This is a genomic window from Solwaraspora sp. WMMB762 (genome assembly GCF_049179115.1).
Lineage (GTDB): Bacteria > Actinomycetota > Actinomycetes > Mycobacteriales > Micromonosporaceae > Micromonospora_E.
Genome location: NZ_JBMHMD010000001.1, coordinates 4525504 through 4550891, shown reverse-complemented (window position 1 = coordinate 4550891; position 25388 = coordinate 4525504). Strand labels below are relative to the sequence as shown.

Here is a 25388-nt window from a genome sequence, read left to right as displayed (position 1 = left end):
CCCGACTCCTGTACCTGCCGGTCACCACGCCTGGTGCCAGGGCGCCGTTTCGGGCAGCAGTCGTCCGGTGCACCCGTCCGCAGCGCCGGTTGTCGGCCCGATGGGCGGCGCCTGCGATCGAGGTTGCGCGGCAGCGCGCCTGGTAGGTGCGCCGACCACCTGGCTGGCGAGGGCCATGGCGGTGGCGGTGGAATGCCGGAGCAGTCGGGAATACGTTAAGTATCGGACGCGTCCACGTGGGTGCGGGCAGACCGCCGATTCCGGGTTGAGTCGGCCGGCTAAACTGCTCATGTGGACGTTTCCCAATCCCGCTGTTAAAGTCAGGGCCGGGTGTACGCCTCGTAACGTTGGGTGGCGATGCGATCGACCGATGGCGATGCCGCTGGCCGGTACCGAGCTACCTGGCCACCGATGTGCATGTGCATGACGTTGAGCGCATCATTCACGCCCGCCTCACAGTGCCGTGCGTGGACCGGAGGGCGCACGTAGACCGAGGGTAGTCGATCGGTGTATTTGGGAAATGTGCCATCGCCACCCTGGCCAACGAAAGTCCTCTTGACTGTTCCGGTCACATCTGATTTTCGAGAGTCGAGGGAAATGGCCATGAAGAATTTCCGATTAGCTTCCCTGGTCGAACGTATGTCGCGCGGAGGGCCGCCGACCGCGCTCGACCCGACGGAGCGTTCCCGGATGTCGCGTGGGACGAAAACCGAGATCGACTGGACCGGGATTCACAACCCGGACTTCGTCGCACTCGGGCTCGGCGGAACCAACATGATGGCGATGCTGTGGTCGGTGGCCAACGGCCGTCGGTGCGTCGGCGTCGAGTTGCGCGGCGACCCTTCCCTCGGTGTCCACTGGAACATCCGGGAAGACTTCTGGCATCATCTCGGCCTGATCGACCAGCTGATGCTGGCTCGGTACGGCGAGGAGCGCATTCCCCGCAAGGGCGACGGCCGGCTCTTCAAGCTCCGGGAGACGTTCTACAGTGCGGTCACCGAACCCGGTGACGTGTACGCCGACGAGATCATCGCCGGCGGTGAGGATTCGCACGTATCGGGGCTCATTCACCACACCGAGTTCATCGACGACCGGTGGTCGGCAGGCAAACCGGAACGGGTGCTGACCGTTCTGCAGCCCGCCAAACCACCGGCCGAGCACGACCCGAGCAAGGTCGGGCGGGATGTCCTCGAGGTCCTCGACGGTCCATCCACCTTCCAGGCCGGCGCCTCCGAGGTGCTGATCATGCTGCGCCGTTACCTCGAGTTGATCGAGGAGATGGACATCGCCGCAGGCGTCCCGCCGCGGGTACGCCTCTTCCTCTCCCACCGGGTCGCGATCGGCGACGAGGGGGACGGCGACGGCTTCCTCAAATGGATGCGGCAGGAGGACGGGTTCGTCAGTCTGCCGGACGGGCGCAAACGATTGATCATCGAGGAGGTCCAGGAGCTTGACTACCGCGGCCGGTACCGCCGGATCCGCAAGCCAGGCACCCCGCTGATCGACTTGGGCGTCCCCGAGTTGTTCATGATCGCGCAAGGCTTCGACAGCAGCGACGCCGACCGCCTCGGCTTCCGTCAGGAGGATGTCGCGGTCGACCACCACGACGGGCGAGGGCCGGTCGTCGCCCAGGCCGACTACCTCGCGGGCTACCTCGAGTTGCACGTCGGCGGCCGGTTGCGGCGGCGGATCGCGTCCGAGTTCGACCGCGAGGGGAACGAGTACTGGGTTCGCCAGATCGCGGTAGGCCACGAGGACGACCCCGAGGTGGGCTGGATTCTGGTCCAGGTGCCGGACTTCAAGACTTTCGACCCGATCCTGGCCGGGCTGGTCCCTGCCGGCACACCGAAACGGGCCAAGGAGTACCTCAACGCGTATCAGCAGTTGTTGCGCGAGTTCTACCTGGAGCAGGTCTCGCTGATCACCGAGATCCCCGTGGCGGAACTCGACAAGGTCCAGGCTCCTTACGGTCCGAAGCTGTTCAGCCTGGTGGAGAGGATCGGCGCCGACGCACTGGTAGCCGCCAACGGCGTCGTGGCCGGCGACTCCTTCGGCAACGGCCACTTCATGACCAGCGGTGGTGCGATCACCGGCATGGTGGGGCACGGCTCCCGGGTGCTGCGGTACTGGCAGGCACGTGACGCCGGGATGGACCGGCCAGCGGCGATCCGGGCCCTGGCGGACCAGATCAAGGCCGACACCCTCGGTTGGCTCCAGGCCAGTGCCCAGGAGTTCAGCCAGGCCGTGCCGATCAACTTCGGCGAGGAGCGGATCAAGGAGATCGAGAAACAGAGCGGACGTGCCTCCAGCGAACGGGCGAACACGATCGACGCGACCCGCCGGCACCGGCATTCGCTCGTGCCGCTCGACCCGTCAGACTGGCGACGCCTCTCGGTACGTAGCGGCCGCCTGCACAGCAGTGAACTACCGCCGCTGATGACCACCCATCCTGAACAGCGGCGGGTCATGTCCGCAACCGAAGATGACGCGTCGACGGGTGGCGACATCCGGGAGACCGTCGCGGTCGGGGCCGGTTCGGAATCGTGAGCCTGCTCAGCCAACCCCGCGGCGACTCCTACGGCGGTTCGGGCGAGACGGTCGTCGTGCGTGAAACAGCACGGCCGCTGCGGAGCCTGCGGGAGCGGCAACTCGCGCTGGTCGTGCTCTGCGTAGGCGTGCTGATTTCCGTTGTCGACGGCTCTGCGGTGTATGTCGCCCTCCCGTCCATCCAGGTCGGCCTGGGATTCTCCCAGGCCGACCTGGCCTGGGTGGTAAACGCGTACCTTATTCCCTTCGGCGGGCTGTTGCTCTTCGCCGGCCGGCTCGGCGACCTGATCGGTACGAAGCGGGTCTTCCTCAGTGGTCTCGGCCTGTTCACCGCCGCGTCGGTCGTTTGCGGGCTGGCGAATGACCAGGCCGTGCTGATCGGAGCGCGGTTCGTGCAGGGGGTGGGTGGCGCGTTCACCACCGCCGTCGTGCTCAGCATGATCGTGACCATGTTTCCGAAACCCAGGGAACAGGCCCGGGCACTCGGCTTCTACGCCTTTGTGGCGGCGTCCGGAGCCGCGCTCGGCCAATTGGCCGGCGCAGCACTGACCGCGTCGTTGAGCTGGCACTGGATCTTCTTCGTCAACGTTCCGATTGGGCTTATCACCATTCTTTCGGCAGTCCGGCTGCTGGACAACGTCCGCGACGTGACGGCCGGTGACGGGATCGACTGGATCGGCGCGTTGGCCCTGGTTGGCTCGTTGATGCTGGCGGTCTCCGCCATCGTGCAGGCCGATTTCAGTGAGCTCCGGACAACGCTGCTCGCCGGTGCGGCGCTGCTGCTGATGGCCGTGTTCGTCCGCTGGCAGCGGCGGGCCCGAAATCCGCTGATGCCCGGCGCGATACTTCGCGCCCGCAACGTCGCCTGGTCGAACATCGTCCTGGCCCTGATGGTCGCCGGGCCGACTGCCATGTTCTTCCTCTGCGCCCTCTATCTGCAGAACGTCCTCGGCTTCACGGTGCTGGAACTGGGCTTCGCGTTCGTGCCGGCCGCCGTCGCGATCGGGGTCGGCTCGTTGAAGATCGCTCCCCGGCTCGCCCGTAAGCGGGACGCGAAGACGTTGCTCCTTCCCGCGATGGGCCTGATGGCCATCGGCCTGCTGCTGCTGGCCCGAATCCCGACGGAGGGCAGCTACTGGATCGACGTACTCCCGGCACTGCTGCTGATCGGTACCGGTTCCGGCCTTGCGACACCCCCCGTGTTGCGGATCGCCCTGGCTGACGCCACGCTCAAGGACAGTGGGGTTCGGTCCGGCCTGCTCAACACCACCCAGCAGCTCGGCTCCGCGATCGGACTGGCGGTGCTGGCCCCAGTAGCGGCCAACGTCACGCAGTCAGCCATCGCCCGAGGTGAGACGACGGCTGCCGCATTGACCGACGGTTTCCAGATGGCATTCCTGGTCGGTTTCGGCACCATGGCCGTAGCCATGCTGCTCGCCGCCTTCGCGGTGGAGAGCGAGGTACCCAGGACTGCGCCCGACTCGCTGGACGAGACGGCATCGACACCGCCGAACCGGCAGGTCGACCCGACCGGCGCTGCCGATCCGGACTTCCTCGCGGTGGGCCTGGGCGGCACCAACATGATGGCGATGCTCTGGTCGATCGCAAGCGGCCGGCGGGCGGTCGGTGTCGAGCTGCGGGGTGACCCGTACCTGACGCTGATGCAGTGGAAGGTCCGGGCCGACCTCTACCACCATCTCGCGGTCATCGACCGGATGATGCGGGAGCGCTACGGCCCGGAGGGCATTCCACGCCGGATCGACGGGAACCCGTTCATCCTCCACGAGGTCTTCTACCGGCCCGATGCCGAGGACGGCGCCGAGGCCCGGGCCGACGAGATCCTGTACGGATGGGCCGACTCGTGCGTCGGGGGACACGTCGGCACAGCGGAGTTCGTGGACGACAGGTGGGTGGACGGAAAGCCGCATCGGGCCGTCACCGTCACACACCCAGCAGTGCCTTCCCTGGACCTGGGCCCGGATTCGGAAACCGTCGGACGCAAGATGGACGAGGTCTTCGCGGAGTCCCCCGCCTTCCAGGTCAACGCGGAGGATCTGCTGATCATGCTACGTCGGTACCTGGAGGAGATAGAGCGGATGGACCTGGCGGCCGGCCGGGAGCCAAGGTGCCGCCTCTTCACCTACCACCGAGTGGCAGAGCCGAGCCGGCCGAGCGGATGGCGGCGCTGGCTTCGCCGGGAACCGGCCCAGGACCATGGGTTCGTCCGAGGCTCGGACGGTCGGCTGAGGGTTCAGATCGAGGCCATCCGGGAGATCGACGAGAAGGGCAGCTACCGACGGATCCGGGCCCGAGGCACCGAACCGGTCGATCTCGGCACCCCCGGTCTGATCATGATCGCTGAGGGGGTGGAGAGCGCCGACGCCAGTCGACTCGGGTTCACCCAGGAGATCGTGACGATCGACCACCAGGACGGACGCGGTCCGGTCGTGGCTCAAGCCGACTACATCGTCGGACTGATCGCGGTGAACGTCGGGGCGAACTCCCGTCAGCGCATCGCCTCGGCCTTCGACAAGCAGGGCAACGAGTACTGGGTGCGGCAGATCACGCTCGGGCACGACGGCTTCAGCGAAACCGGCTGGACGATCCTGGAGGTACCGGACTACCGGACGTTCGATCCGATCCAGGCGGGCATGGTGCCGGCCATCACCCGTCAGGACTCCGCTGAGTACTTCGGAGCGCACCGCTACCTGATCCGGGACTACTTCCTGGACCAGGTGCCGCTGCTTACCGAAATTCCCCGCCAGGAGCTTGTTCGTACCCTCAGCCTCGCCACCCCGAAGCTGGTCAGCAATGTAGAGCGGATCGGGCGGGACGCGTTGGTTGCCCCGAACTGCGTGGTCGCCGGAGACTCGTTCGGAAACGGCAGTTTCCTGCTCAGTGGGGGCTCCGCAACCGGCATGATGGGTCACGCATCCCGGGTTCTCCGCTACTGGCAGGACCGAGACGAGGGGGCCAGCCACGGTACGGCTGTGCGTCGACTCGCCGACGGCATCCGCGAGGACACCGCTGCCTGGCTGCGAGCTAGCGAGGCGGACTTCGCCCAGCCGGGGCATGCCCGTGCGGGCACCGATCCGCGGACCGGCACGCGCCTCGATCCGCTGGCTCGGGAACGGATTCTCGAGGAGACGAGACGGCACCGTCGGTCCATCGTCAGGACCAGCAACCGTCTGGACGACTTCGGCCGACTGAACGTCTTTCCTGGCCGGCTGCAGATTCTCGGCCTGCGTCCGCTGCATCCGATGCCGCCCGAAGCGCGCGACAGGCAGACGGACGAGCAGGCCAGGCAGACGGACGAGCAGGCAACGACGACAACGGCTGCTACGGCGAGCCGCGCCGGTCGGCCGGGAGATCCCGTGACAGCAACCGAGGAGCAGGCCGGAATGGTCGCCGATCAAGGGGACCGGACGAGCGAGTCCCGGGTCTGAACCTGGAGGTGGTCGGGCCGGCCTCTGCGGCGGCCCGACCACCAGTAGCGCCCCGGCCTGCTCAGTCCTCGCCTCGGTAGACGCAGCCGGACGTGCAGGTTTCCCGGACCGTAACCGCCGACAACGGCAACTGACCGACAAGTCGCTGCCAGATCCATCGGGCCAGCACTTCGCTCGTCGGGTTCTCCAGTCCGGCGATCTCGTTGAGGTAGTGGTGGTCGAGTTGCTCGCGGACCGGTGCGAACGCCTGCTTGAGATCGCCGAAGTCGATCACCCAACCGGTCTGCGCTCCGACCTGGCCACTGACGTGCACGGTGACCCGGTACGAGTGCCCGTGCAGGCGGGCGCACTTGTGTCCCTCGGGCACGTACGGCAGGCGGTGCGCGGCTTCGAAGGTGAACTCCCGGAAGATCTCCATCAGGCAATCCCAATGTACTTGTGAGTCTGCAAACTCAGGTGCCACTGTGGATGCTCCAGGCAGTACCGCACCGCGGCCGCGGTATTGGCGACCCGGTCCGGGCCGTCCATCGGCTGCAGCAGAAAATGGCCGAAGTCGAGGTGCTCGAAGCGAGCCGGGTCGGCCTCCGGCTGGGGAAAGACGAGCTTCAAGTCGTCACCCCGGGTGAGTACCACCTCCGCGCCGGCCTTGGGACTGACACATATCCAATCGATGCCCGCAGGCGCGGGCAAAGTGCCGTTGGTCTCGACCGCGACCTCAAAGCCTGCTTCGTGCAGGGCGGTCACGGCCGCCTCGTCCAGCTGCAGCAGTGGCTCGCCGCCGGTGCACACCACGTACCGCCGGCTGCGGGGGTGCGCCCGCCCTTGCCAAGCCTCGGCGACGGCGGCGGCCAGATCGGAGGCGGAAGGGAATCGCCCGCCCCCGGTGCCGTCGGTGCCGACGAAGTCGGTATCACAAAAGCGACAGATCGCCCGATGTCGATCGCGTTCTCGCCCGGTCCAGAGATTGCAACTGGTGAAGCGGCAAAAGACGGCGGGGCGACCGGCATGCGTACCCTCGCCCTGGAGGGTGTAGAAGATCTCTTTGACCCGGTACACGCCGATCATCCGTTGCCGGACAGGGCAGGGTCGGTCATGCCGAGTTCAGCGAAACCGCGTCGCCGGAGCAGGCAGGAGTCGCAGCTGCCGCAGGCCCGGTCGTCGACCGGGTCGTAGCAGCTGTGTGTCCAGGCGAAGTCGACACCCAGCTCCAGACCCCGCTGGATGATCGCAGCCTTGGTCAGCCGGATCAGCGGGGTGTGGATGCGCAGCCGCTGCTGCCCCTCGACGCCGGCCTTGGTGGCAAGATTGGCCATCGCCTCGTACGCAGCGATGTACTCCGGGCGGCAGTCCGGGTAGCCGCTGTAGTCCAGTGCGTTCACCCCGATGAAAATGTCGGAGGCGCCCAGGGTCTCAGCCCAGGCCAGTGCGAACGAGAGGAAGATCGTGTTGCGTGCCGGTACGTACGTGACCGGGATGGTGTCGCCCATCTCGTCGGCGTTCGTACGGTGCGGTACCGCGAGCGCGTCGTCGGTCAGTGCCGACCCGCCGAAGGCCCGCAGATCGATGTCCGCGACGATGTGCTGGGCCGCGCCGAGTGCCTTCGTCACGCGGGCGGCGGCGTCAAGTTCGACGGTGTGTCGCTGCCCGTACCGGAAACTGAGCGTGTGGGCCCGGTAGCCCTCGTGTATCGCGATCGCGAGCGCCGTCGTGGAGTCGAGGCCGCCGCTGAGCAGCACCACGGCATTACGCGTCCCCGTCGGCACCTACTCCGCCACCTTCCGCCCTCGTCTATCAGCACAGGTCTACCCGGCTGGCAAGCATACCCAGCGTGCCGCCAGAGCCCCGATCAGGGCCAGCGCCCCGGGCGGGGACCACGCCGGCCGGCTCGCCGTGATCCGGTGCAACGAGTGCGCCCCGCCGCTACTGCCCTGCGAAGCAGCGTGCCGGGACCTCGGGTCCTGGCGAATTCATACCGGAATTCAGCGCGTCAAGAACCGCCGCAATGCCGATCGTCGTACCTCAAACTGGACGTATTCGATCATTGGTGCGGCATCAACCGAATCTGCTCCGGAACCGCTCCGGATCTGCTCCGGATCTGCGATGACGTCAGCGTGCGGATCAGTCACCCAACCTAATCGGTGCTGCCGCATAATTGGCGAGAATCTTAGTTGAGTCTCGATCATCTGTCAAGTTCCAGTTTGTGGTGCGGAAACTGTTGAGCCTTGATCTCCCGGCATCTAAAGTGTTCCAGAGATCGACTCACGACCGTGTGGGGGGACGGATGCGGGCGCTGCAGTTCCATGGTGGACACAAGGCCCAGATTGTAGACCTTCCTCGGCCGAAGGCTCCTCCTGGTTGGGCAGTCGTAAAGGTGCACTACTGCTGTCTCTGTGGCAGCGACCTATGGCTGTTCCGTGGCAAGTGGCACGGTAACCGGTACCCGATCGTGCCCGGTCATGAGTGGGCCGGGGTGGTGGATTCCGCGCCGGACGGTCATGAGTCCTGGGTCGGGCGCGCGGTCACGGGTGATCTGATCGTCGGCTGCCAGGTCTGCGGGCCATGCCGCGACGGGCTGCCGGTGATGTGCGAGGACCTCGTCGAGATCGGCTTTACCGTGGACGGCGGCTGCGCGGGCTACGTCGCGGCCCCGCTCGCCAACCTCTATCCCCTACCGGACGGGATGGACCTGGCCGCGGCGAGCCAGGCCGAACCACTCGCCGTCGCCCTGCACGCGGTGGACCGGATCAGCCTCCGCCCCGCCGAGCGGGTGGCCGTACTGGGCGCCGGCGGTATCGGCCAGCTGCTCATCCAGGCGGCTCGCGCGACCGGGGCAACGGTAACGCTCGTCACCGACCTGGTTGCCGAGCGCCGCAAGGTCGCCGAGGAGAGCGGAGCCGTCGTTTCGGTCCATCCCAGCGAGCTACCGGAACTCACCAGCTACGCGGACAAGGTGGACGTCGTGTTCGAGGCGTCCGGTGATCCGGAGTCGGTGGTCCGCGCGCTCGACCTGGTCCGCCCCGGCGGCCGGGTCTGTCTGGTGGGCTACCAGGTGGGTGCCGAGCACCCACTGGAGACCGCACGGCTGCCGCTGTCGTACGCCAGCATGGTCGGCGTGATGGGACCGGGCGGTAAGTACCGGGAGGCCGTGGACCTCATCGCGGACGGCGCGATCGATACTCGGCGGATTCTTACCGATATTGTCCCACTTGACGAGTACTCCCCGGCCATCGACCGGGCGATCAACCGAACCGGTAACACGATTCGGGTCGTCTTCGACCTCCGCGAGGAGTAGTCCCGCCTGGTTCGAGTCTCGATTGGGCCCGTGCCCCAACGTCAAGACGGAGTAGACAGGTGGAGCTGGCAGCAGCAAGCCCGACCCGGGAACCCATGATGCTTGTCGGGCATGAGCGGGGCGTGATCAGCGCGGCTTTTCACCCGGCGGACCATCTGGTCGCCACCAGCGGTGAGGACGGCACCGTCAGGCTCTGGGACGCAAGTACCGGGGAGCCGGTTGGCCGCCCGCTGGGCGGACACACCGATACGGTCTGGCTGGTGGCCTTCCACCCTGATGGCAGGTTGCTGGCCAGCGCGAGCGAGGACCGGACCGCTCGGCTCTGGGACATCACCACCGGTCGTCAGGTCGGCAAACCCTTGACCGGCCACACCGCCGGCGTCTACGGCCTGGCGTTCCATCCCACCGGAGACCTCCTGGCCACCGGCAGCGCCGACCATACCGTACGGCTTTGGGAGGTCCCTGGTGGCGACCCGGTGGGGAGCCCACTGACCGCGAGCCGGGACGAGATCGACGGGGTGGCCTTTCACCCGGACGGTCACCTGATCGCATCGACCGGCGACGCACTTAGGTTGTACGACACCGCCACCGGCGGTCTGGTCGGCGAACCGCTGGTCGGCCACTCGAAGGGCACGGTCAGCGTCGCCTTCAGCCCTGACGGACGGCTTCTGGCCAGCGGATCCGACGACCGAACCGTTCGGATCTGGGACTGCGCGGTGGACGGGCCGGCGGTTGACCCGCTGGTCGGGCACACCGACGCGGTGGACGGCGTGGCGTTCCATCCGGATGGTCGTTTGCTCGTCAGCGCGGCCGAGGACTGCACCGTACGGGTCTGGGACGTCGGGAGCGGGCGAGAGATCGGGCAGTTGGCGACCGGACACACCATGCCGGTGTGGAACGTTGCCTTCGACCGGACCGGCGCACGCATCGTCACGGCCAGCCAGGACGGTACCGCCCGGATCTTGCCGTTTCCGACATTCTCGTAAGAGCAGATCAGCCGCCGGCTAACCGGTATCTCCTGACCCGACTACGGAAGGACCATCAGATGACCTGGACCGCCCCTACCGTCGACCGGAAGCCGGATCCCGTATCGGGCGACGAGGCCACCGTACTGGCGGGCTGGCTCGACTACCATCGGGACACTCTGCTGCTGAAGTGCTCGGGCCTGACCGCCGAGCAGTTGACGACAAACAGCGTCCCGGTGACCAATCTGACCCTGCTCGGTCTGCTGCGCCACATGACCGAGCTCGAGCGGTGGCTCCGTAGCCTCCTCTCCGGGGAGACAATCGACGATCCGTACTCCACGGAGGAGCGTCCGGATGCTGCCTTCGACGACGTCGCCACGGCGGACGTGCAGGCCAACTTCGAGCTCTACCTACAGGAAGTGGAGCTGACCCGCAAAGCCTTCTTGCTGCGCGACCTGGACGACACCTACGAGGACGAGGGCGTGGTACGTAACCTGCGGACCACGGTGGTGCACATCCTCGAGGAGTACGCCCGGCACAACGGCCACGCGGACCTCATCAGGCAGAGCATCGACGGTGCGAAGGGCGATTGACCGGCCTTCGTGCGCCATCGGTGGCCACCAGGTTCACTCAAAGCTGGCCGGTCACGTAGTCCACACACTCCGCCAAGCTCCAACCGTCCGGCCGCCCCGGGAGCCCGTCCATCTGGCAGAAGGCCGACTGCACCCGGTCGAGCTGGGTGACCTCCCGCCCGACGAGGTCGGGCCGGGAAGCCGCCATCGCGGTGAGCGCACGGCCGAGTCTGTCGAGGGCGTCGTCGACCACCTCGTCCCGGAAGCACGCCGAGGGATACTGCTGGTCGGACGGTTCAAGGATGAGTCCTGCGGCCAGGGCGTGTGGCAGGAGGATCTCCTCTACCTCTGGAGCACAGACGAACTGGAAGGCAGCGCCGGTCCCGGCCATCTCGATCGGCAGGTCGTGGGCATCGATCAGCTTGGTAGCCTCGGATACGAATCGTCCACCATCGGTGCCAAGCCGGGCCTGGACGTCCAGCTCAGTCAGCCGGTCGAGGGTTGCCGCGGCGGCCGCGAAGCTGGGCGCCTCGAAGGTGAGAGTCGAGACGAACTCGGCGAGCGGGTCCATGAAACGTTCATCCCCAGCCACGCAGGACAACGGCCAGCCGTTGCTGATGCCCTTGGCGTAGGTGTAGATGTCGGCTCGGACCCCGGCTCCGTTGACCGAGGCGCCCCGGAGCATGCGGTAACCGTGTTTCACCTCGTCAGCGATGGTCACCACCCCGGCCCGCTGGCATCGGTGGAACAGGTCGGCGATGTACTGCGGCGAGACATGGATGTAGTCCGGTGCGATGATGACCGCGGCAAGCTCGTCGGCGTGCTCGTCGAGCACCCTGTCGAGCAGTTCGGGCAGGTGGTAGCAGTGCAGCACGCCTTCCGAGTTCGGCTGGCCCGGCGGGGTGAACTCCCACATCAGGTCGTAGCCGTGGTAGCCGCAGCTGGCGATCAACCGCCGGCCGGTGACCTGACGCGCGGCCGAAGCGGCGGCCCGGGTCGCCGCCGTGCCGGTCTTGAAGAACGCCACCCGCTGCTCACCGGGGAGGTCTCCGGCGATCTGCGCGGCTAGCCGGTTCTGCAGGTCCAGTGAGGCGGCCGCTGGCAGACCGGTGCGTACCGCATCGAGGACTGCGGAGGTGACCACGGGGTCCTGATGCCCGAGCAGCACGCTTCCGAAGGAGTTGGAGAGGTCGATGAGGCCACGACCTGCGGCGTCGTACACGTACGCGCCCTCGCCCCGAACGAGAGCGAGGTTCCGTGCCACTTCGTACGGCGTGCAACCATCAGCATTGGCTATTCTCATCAGAAGGATGACCTCCGGCTCGTCCTGCGCCCCTCGGCCGGTTGTGGGCGACACCTGGAAATCATAGGGGCCAAATTGGCGAACCGCGAGCGCTCGCCGCGGAGTGGCATCTGAGGGGCGGTATCTGGCAACTGTCAGCGATTGTCCGCCAGCTCGTCCACTATGTAGCTGTACCCAGAGCCGGATCCACTTGGGCATTTGCCTCGGTCGCAGTGTCGATTATCATGTAGCGGGGGCGCGGAGCGATCTGGCAAACGCGCTGGTGGCCAGCGCCTTCTATTATGGAAGGTGACCAAATGAAAGTATTCCTCGTTAAGCCGCCGATCCGTGGATGCATGGTAGAAATCGGACGTCACGTGCCTATCGGTCTGGCCTACGTGTCGGGCGCGCTGCGCGCGGCGGGCCACGACACGGAGATCTTCGACTCGTTGGCTTATACCGAGGACAACCACGTCGTTCCGCCTGACCAGCTGACCGCGATCGAACAGGCGAAGCTGGACCGCCATCCACGGTGGCAGCACATCATGCACTGGGGCGCCCGACCGGAGCGTATCGAAGCTGCCCTGGCAGCCAGTAACGCGGATGTTGTCGGCATTTCATGCATGTTCACTCCCTACTATGAGAGCGCCTACGAGCTGGCCAAAATGGCAAAGCGGGTCCTGCCGAACGCAAAGGTCATACTTGGTGGGCAGCACGGCACCGTCGCTTTCCCGCACGTCCTGGAGGTTCCCGAGATCGACGTGGTGATGCTCGGCGAAGCCGAGGTGACAACGGTCGAGTTGCTTGACGCGTTGACCACCGGCCGGCCCTTGACCGAGATGCTCGGGGTGGCGTTTCGCTGTGGCGAGGAGCTCTGCGGGTGCACGACGACCGGCTCGCCGCATGTCCGTCCGCGGGCACCGTTCGTTGCGGATCTCGACTCACTCGCGCCGCCGGCCGCCGACCAGCTGGACTTCGACCGGTATGGTGCTGCAGTCACCTTGATCACCAGCCGCGGCTGCCCGTTTTCCTGCTCGTTCTGCACCGTGCACGCAACGGTCGGCAAGCAGTTCCGGGCCCGGGACCCGGAGCGTGTCGTCGATGAGATCGAGCACTACGTCAACGTGTACGGGATTCGTCGGTTCCTGGTCGAGGACGACAACTTCACCTTCGACATCGGGCGAGTCCACGCCATTTGCCGGGAGATCGTCCGGCGCGGCCTGGATATCCGCCTTAGTCTGCCGAACGGCATGACTGTCGTGAAACTCACCGAGGACCTGGTGGAAAGCATGGTCCAAGCGGGCTTCGACGACCTCTTTCTCGGGTTGGAGACCACCGACGCAGCTCGATTGCGAAAGATGCGCAAGGGTTTCACCTCGCTGGACAAGGTCTCCGCCGGGGTTGCATTGTTCGAGAAGTTCGGATTGAGCGCGAGCGCGGCGATCATTGTCGGCCTACCTGACCAGAGTCTCGACGCGATCATTCAAGATGCCGTGAACCTGGTCCTGGCCGGGGTCGAATTCTGGACCAACCCGTTCTATCCAATCTACGGGTCACCGGACTACCAGACATGCCTGTCGCAGGGCATCGTCGACCCGCTGACCGATCCAGCCTTGTTCGACCAGTTCAACTTTGCCTTCGCAAACGGCGTCCTAGCAGCAGATGAACTGTATACCGTGTGGGTCGGAACTCTGGCCATGGCGCTCTGGCCGAAGTACGTCGTCGAAGGTGCGGAGCGCCGTGAACAGGGACCGGTCACCGTTGCGGAGGCCGGCGAGCGCCTGGTCGAACACAGCATGGCCCAGTTGGATCCGGCGAGCCCGGAGGAGCTGCCGGCCACCGTGCGGGCGGTCCAGGAGAGGGCCGACGGGCTGCTGGCGCTGAGTCATCCGTTGGGATGTGTCTGCGTGATGCAGCACGTCGCGGACCCCGACAAGGGCGCGGGCGCCGAGCAGTTCTGTCGATTCGCGGGCGACATGATCGCTGCCGCCATCGCTTTGTACACCGGCGAAGCGCAGGTCAGTAGCCAGGTGGGGGCGCAGACCGCCGGCGACGTCGAAGGGTGCTCGTTCATCATCCAGCCAACTGACAATGAGCGGATCGGCAGAATCCAACGCCGCTTCGTTGAGCTGCTCGATCAGGGACGCAAGGAAGCGGACCCGGTCCCTGCCGAAGTCGCTGCTTCCTGACCCGAAGCCTATTGGAATATGCCCCCAGCTCTGGGTTGGCGAGCCGTTCGAGTTGCGACCGACCGTTCGGCCCAGCTCGGCTTGTCGAGGTCCGACCTCGCTTGTGCGCGGAGTCGCCGCAGCACTGATGTCGAACGCGAAAAAATTATTCCCTGTGCGGTTGCCGTGACCTATACTGATGCCAACGGTGTTCCTAAGGTGGCTGATGATCGCTGACTGTCGGACAGACCCCGTCTGGTAACCGAACCGCACAGCCCGCATCGATCATAGTGATCTCCTGGACTCGAGTCGAACCGGCGAGAGAAGGTATACGATTCATGAAGCCTGCCAACTTGACGAACCAAGAGCTGGTGGAGCGTGCCCGCCGAGTCACTGCGGCGGAAAAGTACGATATCGAGACCCGCTTCTCGGCTATGATTCGGTCGGGCGAGGGCGCATGGTTGACTGACCTGGAGGGAAACCGGATGGTCGACCTTACCGCCGCCAGCGGAACAATCATTCTCGGACACCGTCATCCTGCGGTGGTTGAGGCTATGGTGCGGCAGATTCGGGATTTTGGTACGGCGTTTGCTTCGACGTTGTCGGTGCCGCGGGTGGAGTTGGCGGAGCGGTTGTGCGAGCGGTATGCCTGTGCGGAGAAGGTGGTGTTCCACAAGACTGGTTCCGAGGGGACTGCGATGGCGGTTCGGCTGGCTCGGGCTGCGACGGGTCGGGAGCTGGTTTTGTCTTGTGGGTATCACGGGTGGCATGAGTGGCAGTTGGCGTCGGAGCTTTTTGGTTATCAGCAGACGACTGGTGTGGTGGGTTTCGGGTACAACGAGAAGGCCTTGGGGAGGATGTTGGAGTCCTTTGGTGACGAGGTGGCGGGGGTTATTGTCTCGCCTGAGCTGTTGTATTTTGATGTCGAGTTCTATCGTCGGATGTCGGCGTTGTGTGGGCGCTATGGTGTGCCGTTCATGATGGATGAGGTGTATACGGGGTTCCGGGCGGGTCCGAAGGGTGTGCACGGGTTGGGGGTGCCGGCGGATGTGGTGGTGGTGAGTAAGGGGTTGGCGAATGGTCATTCGTTGGCTGCGGTGATGGGTCGGCGGGATATCATCGACGCGTATGATGTGTCGGGGATTCAGGGCACGTACACGCGTGAGGTTCCGCCGATGGCGGCTGCGTTGGCGGTGTTGGATGTTTTGGACACGCCGGGTGTTTATGGGAATGCTGAGGCGATGGGGCGGCGGTTGGCGGATGGTATGCGGGATGTTCTGGTTGGGGAGGGTATTCCGAATTGGGTTGGTGGGCCGGAGTTGATGTTCGATGTGGTTTTGCCGAGTGATGATCTGGGTTGGGAGATTTATCGGACGGCGCATGAGTACGGAGTGTATTTCGAGGATTCTGGTACGCAGTTGGTGACGATGGCTTTTGACGAGGCTGCGGTGGATCATGCGTTGTCGGCGTTCCGGAAGGCTGTGCGTCAGGTGGTCGTGGATCGGCCGGATCTGGTGTCGGGGTCGGGTGGGGAGTTGACGCTGGAGCGGAAGTTGGACTTCGCTGAGGAGGCGTTCGGGGGTCTGCTGCGCGACGATGAGCGGACGAACATGTTGATCGAGGCGACTATCGAGCAGGTGGTGAACCGGGACCGTAAGGTGAAGCCGGTCCTCGTCCCGGCCCAGGACTGACCCGGGTCGTAGTTTGATGCGGGCCACCAAGATGGTTGTAGCAGCACCGATTTCGGTGGCTGGTTGGGGTAACAAGAGCGATCAATGGGTCTGCCTGGGCGAGCGCTCATCAGGTGCAACCGTCTACAGTGTTGGTGCGGAGCCCTGCTTCTACGTGAAGACGACGCCACCCAGACATCCCGACGACCACAGGTTCAGCCCGGCACGGGAGGCCGAACGTCTCCGTTGGCTGTCCGAGCAGGGACTGCCTGTCCCGGAGGTGGTGGCGCTCGGCCGCAACGACGAGCTGGAATGGGTCGTCACCCGCAGGTTGCCCGGGCGTCCGGCAGCCCGCCACTGGAATCCGGACGAGCGGTGGCGGGTGATCGATGTAGTCGCCGAGGTCGCCAGCACGCTGCACGGGCTGCCGGTCGAGCAGTGCCCGTTCGAGCGGCGGTTGGCCCAACTGGTCCACCAGGCGCGGGTCTCGATGTCGCTCGGCGCCTTGGACCTCGACGACATGGATCAGTCACACGAAGGTTGGACGGCGCAGCAACTCTGGGACGAGTTGAGCCGGCTGACGCCGCCACCTGAGGACGACCTCGTTGTGTGCCACGGTGACCTCTGCCTGGACAACGTGTTGGTAGACCCGGAGACGTTGACCTTGGCCGGGATCCTCGATGTCGATCGGGCCGGGGTCGCCGATCGGTGGACGGATCTTGCACTGGCGCTGTACAACATCGGCCAGGACGACGTCTGGGGTTACGGGAAGCCGCACGCTGAGCACTTCCTCCGACGGTACGGCTGTACGACCGTCGACCAGGACAAACTGACCTACTTCCAGCTGTTGGACGAATTTCTCTGATCCGATCAGGGCGGACCGGTGCTGGCCGGACGCCCGCCAACCACGATGCGAAATGACGTGATGGGCAGATGAACTACGATGAACTGATAGCGCGGGCCCGCCGGACGACTGCGGCGGAAGAGTCCGATATATCGGGCCGGTATCCATCGGTCATTGCGCACGCTGAGGGCGCCTGGATGACGGACTTGTCCGGAAAGCGATACGTCGACCTTACGGGTGCCGATGCGGCGGTGATCCTCGGCTACCGTCATCCTGCGGTGGTTGAGGCTATGGTGCGGCAGATTCGGGATTTTGGTACGGCGTTTGCTTCGACGTTGTCGGTGCCGCGGGTGGAGTTGGCGGAGCGGTTGTGCGAGCGGTATGCCTGTGCGGAGAAGGTGGTGTTCCACAAGACTGGTTCCGAGGGGACTGCGATGGCGGTTCGGCTGGCTCGGGCTGCGACGGGTCGGGAGCTGGTTTTGTCTTGTGGGTATCACGGGTGGCATGAGTGGCAGTTGGCGTCGGAGCTTTTTGGTTATCAGCAGACGACTGGTGTGGTGGGTTTCGGGTACAACGAGAAGGCCTTGGGGAGGATGTTGGAGTCCTTTGGTGACGAGGTGGCGGGGGTTATTGTCTCGCCTGAGCTGTTGTATTTTGATGTCGAGTTCTATCGTCGGATGTCGGCGTTGTGTGGGCGCTATGGTGTGCCGTTCATGATGGATGAGGTGTATACGGGGTTCCGGGCGGGTCCGAAGGGTGTGCACGGGTTGGGGGTGCCGGCGGATGTGGTGGTGGTGAGTAAGGGGTTGGCGAATGGTCATTCGTTGGCTGCGGTGATGGGTCGGCGGGATATCATCGACGCGTATGATGTGTCGGGGATTCAGGGCACGTACACGCGTGAGGTTCCGCCGATGGCGGCTGCGTTGGCGGTGTTGGATGTTTTGGACACGCCGGGTGTTTATGGGAATGCTGAGGCGATGGGGCGGCGGTTGGCGGATGGTATGCGGGATGTTCTGGTTGGGGAGGGTATTCCGAATTGGGTTGGTGGGCCGGATTTGATGTTCGATGTGGTTTTGCCGAGTGATGATCTGGGTTGGGAGATTTATCGGACGGCGCATGAGTACGGAGTGTATTTCGAGGATTCTGGTACGCAGTTGGTGACGATGGCTTTTGACGAGGCTGCGGTGGATCATGCGTTGTCGGCGTTCCGGAAGGCTGTGCGTCAGGTGGTCGTGGATCGGCCGGATCTGGTGTCGGGGTCGGGTGGGGAGTTGACGCTGGAGCGGAAGTTGGACTTCGCTGAGGAGGCGTTCGGGGGTCTGCTGCGCGACGATGAGCGGACGAACATGTTGATCGAGGCGACTATCGAGCAGGTGGTGAACCGGGACCGTAAGGTGAAGCCGGTCCTCGTCCCGGCCCAGGACTGACCCGGACAGTGCGAGACGGCGGTGGTCGGCGTTCCGCTGAGGAACCGCCGGGCCATCGCCGTCTCGCCGCGCCCCACTCGGTGCGCCGACAGTCAGCGCTGGTACGTGCTCGACGCCGCCAGCGCGATGCCGCCACGGACGTTGAAATCAACAGTCACCTTGAGAAAGACGGGCTCGAGGGCGGCGACGAGATCATCACGCATCCTCGTGGCCAGGTGCTCGTGGAAGATGCCTTCATCCCGAAAGGTCTCCAGGTAGAGCTTGAGGCTCTTGGTCTCCACACCCCGGTCACCCGGACGGTAGTCGATCCGGATGGTCGCCCAGTCCGGTTGCCCGGTGATTGGGCAGCGGCAGGTGAACTCCCGGCAGTCGATCGTGATCTCCTGCGAGCTGTCCGTGATTGGAAAGGTGTCGAGTGTCCCGTCAGGCTTGGCCTCCGCCTGCCCGAGCTTAGTCAGCGCCATGGACCGATCATAGGCTCTGCCGTAATGCGCCCAGATTATCCCTAACTTTGACCACTGCGTCGAGCATGTCCTGTACGTCCTCGGGCTCGACTGACAGCAGAGAGTGGTGAATCCACACCGCCTCATCGAAGGCGACCCGCTCGGCCACCGGCAGGTGGAACGCGTCCGGGGAGATCTTCTCGCCGTACCGCTCCCGGATCGCCGGCCAGTCGTCGGCGGTGATGTGGAACAACGGGTCACGGTGGAGCGGCGGGTAGAAGGTGTTCCCCTCGAACTCCACACCTTCGGCGAGGATCGCCTCCAGCACCTTGTCCCGGTGCAGCCCTTCCCACGCGTCCGTGTCAAAACGGAAGAGAAGCTCATACCGCTGCCGTCGGGTGACCCGCGGATCGTCCGGCAGCGGGAGGAACCCGCCGATCTCGGTAAGCCCCTTGGTGAGCAGCTCCGCCATCGCCGTGCGTTGTTCGTCGAGGGCGTCGTACTGATCGAGTTGGCCGAGCAGCACGGCCGCCTGCATCTCGGTGGCCCGATGGTTCCAGCCGAAGACCCGCCCCGGGAACCGGTCGTACGGGGCCTCCTTGCGGCCGACGTGCACCAGGGACATGGCCCGGTGGAAGGCCTCCTCGCTGCCGGTGACCAGGAAGCCACCCTCGCCCGACGTCATGATCTTGCTGGTCTCGAAGCTGTAGCTGCCGGCGTCGCCGATGGTGCCGACACACTGTCCGCGCCACTGCGCGAAATGGGCGTGTGCGCAGTCCTCGATGAGTAGCAGGTCGTGTCGGCGGCAGATGTCCAGCAGGGCATCCATGTCCGCGACCTGGTTCCCCAGGTGCACGACCATGACTGCCCGAGTCCGGTCGGTGATGGACTCCTCGACCTTGGCCGGGTCGATGCACCAGTTGTCGTCGGAGATATCGGCCAGCACCGGCACCGCGTTGACGTGCACGATGCCGGCGACCGTCCCGATCCAGGTGAAGCCGGTAGTGATGACCTCGTCGCCAGCGTGCACCCCGAGCGCCCGCAACGCCACCGAGAGGCTCACGGTGCCGTTGGTCATCAGCACCCCGTACCTGGCACCCAGCCTGCTGGTGAACTGCTCGGCGAACTGCTGGTGCAGGGTGTTCGGAAAGGGGATGCCGCCGAGGTTGCGGGATTCGATCACACTGCGGAGCCGCTCCACGTCCTGCGGACCGACGTGTGGCCACTCGGGCCATGGTCGGGTCCGGACCGGATCGCCACCGAGGATCGCCAGATTCTGGTTCATCCGCGGCTACCTGCCCCGGCGAGGGCCCCGAGGGCGATGTCCGGGTCGATCTCGAAGACCGTGCCCTTGTCTGTCATGTCGGTCCACTGCTGCTGGACCTTGTAACCGATGGGAACAAGTCCGTCGAACGGCATGTTGTTGTGCTTCACCCAGTAGTTTTCGAGCGCGAACGATCCGGCGCGCAGGCTCAGCCGATACACGGAATCGTCCGGCGCGACCCGGGAACGTTCCTGCTCCACGTCGACTTCCTGGGCACCCTTGAACCGCTGCATTGTCCGGACCAGGATGTCGCGGTAGACCTCCTGGGCCTCCTCGTCGCTGTACCCGGAGCGACGGCTGAAATGTAGATTGTGATGGAAGCTCTGCTGCTCGTCTTCGTCGATGTGGATTCCGTACTCGTCTGGTCGTAGCTGGATGGGGGAGTTTCGTTCGACGATGAAGTCGGCGATCTGGTAGGTCACGGTGTCGTGGTAGTTACTGAGGAACTCGTAGAGTTCCTCAGCCTCGTCCCGATTCTCGGTGGGCAGGCCGACGATGGTCATCAGGAACGGCTTGTAGCCCAACTCCCGGCTGTCCTGGAGCAAGCGGTGGACGACGTCCATCCGGTTGCCCTTGCGGACCAGATCGAGCAGCCGTTCGTTTGCTGTCTCCAAGCCGAAGCGGAGCGTGCCCTGCGAGTCACGCATCTTGGTCAGTACGGCCTTGTCGATGTTGCCCTCGAAGCGGACGTCGACCTCCCAGAACAACTCCGGCCGCTTCTTCGCGATGAAGAAGTCGGCGATCTCCACCAGCCGCTTTGCAGGGAAGACGGCGTCCGCGAAGTCGAAGTGTACGACACCAGGATACAGCTCAAGAAACGTGTCGATGTCCTTCTCGATGTTTTCGGTGCTGCGTTCCCGGTAGCTCCAGGGTGCGAAGTTGGTGATCGCGTTGCAGAAGGAACATTTCATGTAGTAGCAGGAGCGTGAACCCTGCAGCACCAGGCTGCCCTGACCCTCGCGGAACGTGGTGTATAGCGACAGGTCGAAGTCACTGTAGTCGGGAGTCGGAATCTGGTTCATGTCGGCGACCCAGGAGATGTCGCCGCTGCGCTCGTAGCTGCCGTTCTCGGTGCGCCAGTGGGTGTTGGGGACATTCTCCCGAGGCTTCGACATCTCCAGGAGCAGCTTGCGGCCGACCGGCTTTGTGTCGAGCACGCTCTGCTCGGACATCGGCTTGCAGCCGCCCGGAATACCCACCGGCCGTTCACCCCGCGACAGCGCCTCGGCCATCTTCAGCAGCGGCTCCTCGCCTTCGCGAACGACCAACGCGTCGATCAGGTCGCCCAGTTCCGGACAAGACTCCAGCCGGGGGATCAGCATGTCGGCAAAGGAGGTCACCCAAGGCCCACCCCAGCAGATGTAGAGATCGGGGTTCTCCTGCTTCATCAGGTAGCCCAGGGTCAGCGCGGGGATGACCTGGTTGTAGCCCATGATCGAGAAGCCCATGAGGCCGAGTTCGGAGGCCCGGCCGGCGACCTTCTCCCGGTAGAACGCATGGTAGATGTTTGCATCCGGGTCGCGGACCAGCTTCGCGACACGTTCCGGTTCGTCACGCAGGATCGACAGGAACTCGCAGTACGAGAACGGGAACGGCGGGTCCCAGATTGAGAGACTCTCCGGCGCCACCCGACACTGCTGCTGCAGTTCCCACTGCTCGAAGTCGGTTTCGGTGAAGTAGTTGCCGGTGATGTGATTCAAGAAGAACTGCTTGATGAAGGGCTTGGTGAACTCATGGATGTTCTCCGTGCCCTGAACCTGCTCGATCTCGACTCGGCTCAGCAGGTACTCGTTGAAGTCCGCGTTGAGGTCCAGGCCCCGGGCCGGCATGCCCTTGTCGCGAAGGTACGCCGTCAGGGTCGCCACGGAGATCGGTGGGGTCTCCGCCAGCAACGATGGCGGGAAGGCGACACCGGTGACGATCTTGTCAGGGATGGTCATCTCAGGACTCCTCCATTAGGGATAGATAAATCGCCTCAAGGCGAGCACCTGCGGACGCGAGTGAATACTCCCGTGCAGGTATCGGTTCGGCGTTCTCTGCAAGGCGCCGAGCCAACTCCGGGTCGTCGAGCACCATCTCAATGGCGTCGGCGAGCTTCGGCGGGTCGAACGGTGGCACCAGCACACCCGTCTTCATGTGCTCGACCAGCTTGTGTACTCCGCTGACGTCGTGCGCTACGACGGGTCGCCTCATCAACATGTACTCGAGTACCACGACGCCCAGCTCCTCGTACAGCGACGGCAGGACCGCCAGCGTCGAGAGCGAGATGATCGACGGGATGTACTCGGGGAGCAGGAAACCGGTGATGATCAGCTTGTCGGCGACCCCGAGCTGGCGGGCCAACGCCTCGATGTCCGCGCGTTGCGGACCGTCCCCGGCGATGAGGAATCGGCAGTCACGTCGCTTGGCGACCTCTGCCGCGGTCCTGACGAACCAGTCGACGCCCTTCTCCGAAGATATTCGTCCGACGTAGAGAACCGTCGGTTTGTCGTCGGTGAGCCCAAACTTGCGACGCAGTTCCTCTCGGCGCTCGGGCGTATCGTGGCCGACGAATTTGTCGGTCACCAGGTGGGCGAGCCGATGCACACGATCGTCCGGCACGTGCAACTCGTCGCGGATCTGCTCACGCACCTTGTCGCTGAGAGTGAGAACCGCTCCGGAATGCTGGATAACGTACTTCTCGGCCGACTTCGCCAACGGGTCGACCACCTGTTCGAACACCGTGGTCGGATGCTGGGTCAACGACCGGCAGGAATAGATGTGCGACACGATCGGTACGTCGAGCACCTTCGCGGCGGCGTACGCGTACGCCGGCGCTGAGCCGGACCCGTCACAGTGCGCGTGCACGATGCCGATCTCGCGCCGGAGCTTCTCCCGGTTGCGAACGACGTAGAGGAGGCTCGCCTTGGCCCACGCTCCGACCAGCCCGAAGTAGCCCTCGAGCTTGGACGGGATCGGCAGTACCGGCAGTCGCCGGGCGTGCACGCTGATGTTCGGCGCGGTCTGGAGGTCCTTCGGAACGCCGGGTGGGGCCATGGTGAGAACCCGTTGTGGGAATCCCCGTCGGGCCATCTCCGTCACGATCGCATGGCCCAGCACGTGCATGCCGCCCATCGGGTCGAACCGGGGCTGCCACAGCTTCTGATGGTCGGCGTACAGGTAGAACGGTGTCATCGAGAGGACGCCTCGTGGGGCGCTGCCTTCAGTCATTCAACTCCACTTTCCGTCCGTCCTCCGCGCTGCGGTATGCGGCGTCGAGCGCTTCGACGACTGCGATCGCGTCGTCAGGGGTGTGTGTCATCGGCCGGCCCGCGAGTATCGCGTCCAGCACCTGACGGTCCTGGTGTACGTACCCGCTGTTGCGGATCCACTCCCATTCGGGCCGCAACCACCCCTGGTTGGGCTCCCACACCGCGCCGAACTTGGTGTTGGTGTAGGCCTCGACACCCATGCCCTGCCAGAAGTCGGCGCGGACCAGCCCTTCGGTGCCGATCACCTCGACCGTGAGTTGCTCGCCGCCGGGGCAGACCCATGAGACGTCGCACTGTCCGATCGCGCCGTCGGCGAACTCGATCAGTACGATGCCCTGGTCCTCGACATCGCCGGTCGCGCTGAGCTGCCGGGTGCAGGCGGTGATCGATCGGATGGCCGGTTTACCGAGCATCCAGCGACACAATTCCACCGCATGCCACCCGAGGTCGGTGAGGGCACCGCCACCGGCGGTGGCCTTTGACCGGAACCAGTCGGCGTCCGGACCGGAGGTGCGGAAGACAACCCGGACCGAGTGGACGGTGCCCAAGGCATCCCGGTCCGCGGCAAGTTCGTGCGCCCGGACGAACTTTGGGGCGTAGCCGAAGTTGCCGCCATGGGCAAGTGTCACCCCGTGGCTGCGGGCTTCGGCGGCCAGCTCCCGCGCGTGCCCGGGTGAGAGCACCAGCGGCTTCTCCACCAGGACGTGCCGACCTGCGGAGATCGCCTGCGCCGCGATCGGCTGGTGGGTGGCCGCCGGCGTGGCCACCACCACCAGCCGGACCGCGTCGTCAAGTAGCGCGTCGTCGAGGCTCGTGCTGACGCGTGCGCTGGTACGGGTGGCCAGATCCGCCGCGACGCGTTCGTCCCGGTCCACCACCCACCGCAGTTCGGCCCGGGGGTCGGCGGCCAGTACGTCGGCGTGCACACCGCCCATGAATCCGCCGCCGACGATGGCGACACCAACCCGCTCAACCATCGGTAGCCCCCACCGCGTCCGGTACCTTTTCCGCACCTGTCGACCTGCTCAGTCCGAGGCCCGGCAGCTCAGGGCGGGCGAGTTCGCCGATCACCTCGCCGATCAGTTTCATCGGCACCGGGACCAGTGGACGCCCGTCGTGCCACAGTGGCTCGCCGAGCCCGCGCAGCAGGACCATTGCACTACTCTCGGCCAGGTCACTGAGGTAACCGCGCTTGTTGTCGAAGCGGAGCCGGTGCATCACCTCGTCGAGGTCGACGTGCGCAGGAACGGTCACCGCCGCTCCGGCTCTGGCCAGCAGTTCCCGGTGCAGCGCGACCGTTTCGTCGTCGAGGTGGCCCAGCCGCCGGGACACCTCGGCGGCGACCAGCATGCCGAGCCCGATCGCCTGTCCATGGGAAATTTCACCGGCTGCGGTGTACTCGATGGCATGGCCGACCGTATGGCCGTACTCAAGTACCAATCCGGCCCGGCACTCGTGCATGTCGTCAATGGTCACCGAGGCTTTCGCCAGAATGCTCTCGGAGATGATTCGGTACATCGTCTCGTTGTCGTAGTTTCCGTCCCGGCGTAGCGAGGCCCGGAGCATTTCAACCATGCTGGGACGGACTGCCAGCGAATTCTTGACGACCTCGCAGAGGCCGGAGACTGTCTCCCGGAACGGCAGGCTTCGCAGCATCGCGGCGTCGGCGAGAACACACTCGGGTGGGTAGAAGGTGCCGATGAGGTTCTTCCCCGCACTGGCGTTGACGGCCTGCTTCAGCGAGAGGACCGAGTCGGACATCGCAATCAGCGACGTCGGAATGTGCACGAGGCGGATTCCACGGAAGAGGAGAGCGGCCATCAGCCCTGCGATGTTGCCGATCACGCCGCCACCTACGGCGACCACCACGCAGGCGCGATCCGCGCCGAGCCGCAGTGCCGACTCGGCGAGCGTGCCGACTGCCTGGAGGTCCTTGTACGGTTCCCCGGCGCGGTGAATGAGCAGGTTGGCCGGGACTCGGGGGGAGAGCCGTTCGACCAGCTCCGCACCGAAGAGCGGGCCGGTGTTGCTGTCGCAGACGATCAGAAGTCGGCTGGCCGACAGGTCGACCAGGTCTTCAACGATGGTGCCGAGACAATCGGTGCCGAGCCGGAACGGATACCGAACCGTACCCAAACGTATCTCGACCTTCATACG

Annotated in this window: 19 protein-coding genes; 9 read left to right on the top strand and 10 right to left on the bottom strand. The window is 65.1% G+C overall.

Annotated features, from left to right (window positions below; translation table 11 throughout):
- Positions 1-597: 597 nt before the first annotated feature.
- Both ACN27J_RS20230 and ACN27J_RS20225 read left to right on the top strand, forming a co-directional pair.
- On the top strand, positions 598-2547 hold the full coding sequence (locus tag ACN27J_RS20230) for a hypothetical protein (protein ID WP_421368521.1): 1950 nt from the start codon (positions 598-600) through the stop codon (positions 2545-2547).
- Between the two features lie 56 nt (positions 2548-2603).
- Positions 2604-5993, top strand: a complete 3390-nt coding sequence (locus ACN27J_RS20225; protein ID WP_421368519.1) for an MFS transporter — start codon at positions 2604-2606, stop codon at positions 5991-5993.
- 61 nt (positions 5994-6054) lie between these two features.
- Here the strand turns inward: ACN27J_RS20225 and queD are convergent, their stop codons facing one another.
- Genes queD through queC form a run of 3 tightly spaced genes read right to left on the bottom strand, consistent with a single transcriptional unit; the run spans position 6055 to position 7756 of the window.
- A complete protein-coding gene (gene queD, locus ACN27J_RS20220) occupies positions 6055-6411 on the bottom strand; it encodes a 6-carboxytetrahydropterin synthase QueD (protein ID WP_416594887.1) in 357 nt (118 codons plus the stop codon).
- On the bottom strand, positions 6411-7058 hold the full coding sequence (gene queE / locus ACN27J_RS20215) for a 7-carboxy-7-deazaguanine synthase (RefSeq protein ID WP_421368515.1): 648 nt from the start codon (positions 7056-7058) through the stop codon (positions 6411-6413). Before queE ends, queD begins: the two co-directional genes overlap by 1 nt.
- Positions 7055-7756: a 7-cyano-7-deazaguanine synthase QueC gene (gene queC, locus ACN27J_RS20210; protein ID WP_421368513.1), complete on the bottom strand. Its 702-nt coding sequence runs from the start codon at positions 7754-7756 to the stop codon at positions 7055-7057. The genes queE and queC overlap by 4 nt, the downstream gene beginning before the upstream one ends.
- A 518-nt stretch (positions 7757-8274) precedes the next feature.
- On the opposite strand from queC, the gene ACN27J_RS20205 reads away from it, so the two are divergent.
- Genes ACN27J_RS20205 through ACN27J_RS20195 form a run of 3 tightly spaced genes read left to right on the top strand, consistent with a single transcriptional unit; the run spans position 8275 to position 10843 of the window.
- Positions 8275-9285: a zinc-dependent alcohol dehydrogenase gene (locus tag ACN27J_RS20205; protein WP_421372353.1), complete on the top strand. Its 1011-nt coding sequence runs from the start codon at positions 8275-8277 to the stop codon at positions 9283-9285.
- A 59-nt stretch (positions 9286-9344) separates the two neighbouring features.
- Complete coding sequence (locus ACN27J_RS20200) at positions 9345-10271, top strand: WD40 repeat domain-containing protein (protein WP_421368512.1); 927 nt, start codon at positions 9345-9347, stop codon at positions 10269-10271.
- Between the two features lie 59 nt (positions 10272-10330).
- Positions 10331-10843, top strand: coding sequence for a DinB family protein (locus ACN27J_RS20195; RefSeq protein WP_421368510.1), 513 nt, complete (start codon positions 10331-10333; stop codon positions 10841-10843).
- Between the two features lie 37 nt (positions 10844-10880).
- On the opposite strand, the gene ACN27J_RS20190 is transcribed toward ACN27J_RS20195, so the two are convergent.
- Complete coding sequence (locus ACN27J_RS20190) at positions 10881-12323, bottom strand: aminotransferase class III-fold pyridoxal phosphate-dependent enzyme (RefSeq protein WP_421368508.1); 1443 nt, start codon at positions 12321-12323, stop codon at positions 10881-10883.
- Positions 12324-12421: 98 nt separating this feature from the next.
- On the opposite strand from ACN27J_RS20190, the gene ACN27J_RS20185 reads away from it, so the two are divergent.
- The 4 genes from ACN27J_RS20185 to ACN27J_RS20170 all read left to right on the top strand — a co-directional run bounded on the left by ACN27J_RS20185 (position 12422) and on the right by ACN27J_RS20170 (position 18213).
- Positions 12422-14293: a B12-binding domain-containing radical SAM protein gene (locus tag ACN27J_RS20185; protein ID WP_421368506.1), complete on the top strand. Its 1872-nt coding sequence runs from the start codon at positions 12422-12424 to the stop codon at positions 14291-14293.
- Between the two features lie 317 nt (positions 14294-14610).
- Entirely contained in the window at positions 14611-15963 is a 1353-nt protein-coding gene (locus ACN27J_RS20180; protein WP_421368504.1) for an aminotransferase class III-fold pyridoxal phosphate-dependent enzyme, read from the top strand.
- Positions 15964-15979: 16 nt separating this feature from the next.
- A complete protein-coding gene (locus tag ACN27J_RS20175) occupies positions 15980-16807 on the top strand; it encodes an APH(3') family aminoglycoside O-phosphotransferase (protein WP_347403695.1) in 828 nt (275 codons plus the stop codon).
- A gap of 68 nt (positions 16808-16875) precedes the next feature.
- The gene (locus ACN27J_RS20170) at positions 16876-18213 is read left to right on the top strand and encodes an aminotransferase class III-fold pyridoxal phosphate-dependent enzyme (protein ID WP_421368501.1); all 1338 of its coding nucleotides are present in this window, start codon (positions 16876-16878) and stop codon (positions 18211-18213) included.
- Between the two features lie 92 nt (positions 18214-18305).
- On the opposite strand, the gene queF is transcribed toward ACN27J_RS20170, so the two are convergent.
- The 6 genes from queF to ACN27J_RS20140 are packed head-to-tail and all read right to left on the bottom strand — an operon-like array spanning position 18306 to position 25385.
- Complete coding sequence (queF, locus tag ACN27J_RS20165; RefSeq protein WP_278172554.1) at positions 18306-18677, bottom strand: preQ(1) synthase; 372 nt, start codon at positions 18675-18677, stop codon at positions 18306-18308.
- 7 nt (positions 18678-18684) lie between these two features.
- Positions 18685-19941, bottom strand: coding sequence for a DegT/DnrJ/EryC1/StrS family aminotransferase (locus tag ACN27J_RS20160; protein WP_421368499.1), 1257 nt, complete (start codon positions 19939-19941; stop codon positions 18685-18687).
- Positions 19938-21920 carry a B12-binding domain-containing radical SAM protein gene (locus tag ACN27J_RS20155; RefSeq protein WP_278172551.1) on the bottom strand — a complete coding sequence of 661 codons (1983 nt, stop codon included), beginning with the start codon at positions 21918-21920 and terminating at the stop codon, positions 19938-19940. The genes ACN27J_RS20160 and ACN27J_RS20155 overlap by 4 nt, the downstream gene beginning before the upstream one ends.
- 1 nt (position 21921) lies before the next feature.
- Positions 21922-23154 (bottom strand): glycosyltransferase family 4 protein, encoded by a 1233-nt coding sequence (locus ACN27J_RS20150; RefSeq protein WP_421368497.1) that lies wholly within the window; start codon positions 23152-23154, stop codon positions 21922-21924.
- Between the two features lie 28 nt (positions 23155-23182).
- A complete protein-coding gene (locus ACN27J_RS20145) occupies positions 23183-24208 on the bottom strand; it encodes a Gfo/Idh/MocA family protein (RefSeq protein WP_421368495.1) in 1026 nt (341 codons plus the stop codon).
- Positions 24201-25385, bottom strand: a complete 1185-nt coding sequence (locus ACN27J_RS20140; RefSeq protein ID WP_421368493.1) for a 2-deoxy-scyllo-inosose synthase — start codon at positions 25383-25385, stop codon at positions 24201-24203. Before ACN27J_RS20140 ends, ACN27J_RS20145 begins: the two co-directional genes overlap by 8 nt.
- Positions 25386-25388: the final 3 nt, after the last annotated feature.